1 protein-coding gene is annotated in these 1,031 nt (G+C 72.3%); it reads left to right on the forward strand.

What is annotated here, in order from left to right; translation table 11 throughout:
* The first annotated feature begins 246 nt into the window (after positions 1-246).
* Positions 247-846, forward strand: a complete 600-nt coding sequence (locus EYB28_RS19670; RefSeq protein ID WP_166852934.1) for a hypothetical protein — start codon at positions 247-249, stop codon at positions 844-846.
* The last annotated feature ends 185 nt before the right edge of the window (positions 847-1,031 follow it).

Below are 1,031 nucleotides of genomic sequence, written 5' to 3' on the forward strand. Positions count from 1 at the left end.
GGGATGGCGTCGTTCCTGGAGCAGGCGGCGCAGACGCTGTCGGACGCGGACGCGCAGCTGGCGCAGGGTATCCGCGGCTGACGTCGTCCAGTTCGTCCGGCCCTGTTGTGGGCTGGTGTGGAGGGGTGGTCCGGTCACCGGGCCACCCCTCCACGTCTGTCCAGGCCCTGTGGACGACCGTCGGCCCGGCGGGCCCTGTCCCGGTAGGGTCCCGACGACGTCCGGGAACTCGAGAGGAATCATCGCGTGAACACCAAGAACAAGCGCATCGCCTACACCGTGGCCCTGGTGGTGCTCTTCGTCGTGTCCGTGCTGCGGCTGGTGCGCACCATCCAGGACGGCGACTCCGACGCCGCGGTGATCTGGATCGCGCTCCTGATCGTGCTGGCGATCGTCGTGATCGTCCTCGCCGTCGTCTCGCGGCGTGCGCGGTCCTGTGCCCAGAACGCCGCGTCCCACCGGCCCGGTGCCGTCGTCGTCCCGGGCTTCACGACGGCGGAGATGACGGAGATCGCCGCGGAGCTCGGGGCGTCGCGCAAGGGATGGCTCCCGATGGGCGGCAACCCCGTCGCGGTCGTCGCGGTCCCTGCTGCCTTCGAGATCTGGGGGCGCAAGGACGCCGAGCCGCGGTGGGCGGTGCAGCGCGGGCCCGAGACCGTCACCGCGGGCCGGGCCGTGTACGGCAACCGGGAGACCGCCGCCGTGTGGCTGCGCGACGGTGTCGCGGCGGCCGCGTTCGTCCCCGCCTACCGCCCGCTGCGGGCGACGGGCGGCATGGTGGGCGCGGACGTGGACCGTGCGGTCGCCGAGCTCACCGGCGTGGCGGGGCCCACCGTGGCGCCCTGACGGAGCGCCGCCCATGGGGAGCAGTCCCCATCGACGGTGGTGGTGACGGCGGTTAAGGTCGTCACCGACGGACGGATCGGCCAGCGCGAGGGGGCCGGCCGAAGCGACGATCGAGGAGTTTTGTCATGGCGAACATGAACGTGACTTACGACGAGCTGCGGTCCCAGGCGGGTCAGCTGCGCAAC

This window comes from Isoptericola sp. BMS4 (assembly GCF_011634835.1).
Classification (GTDB): domain Bacteria; phylum Actinomycetota; class Actinomycetes; order Actinomycetales; family Cellulomonadaceae; genus Isoptericola.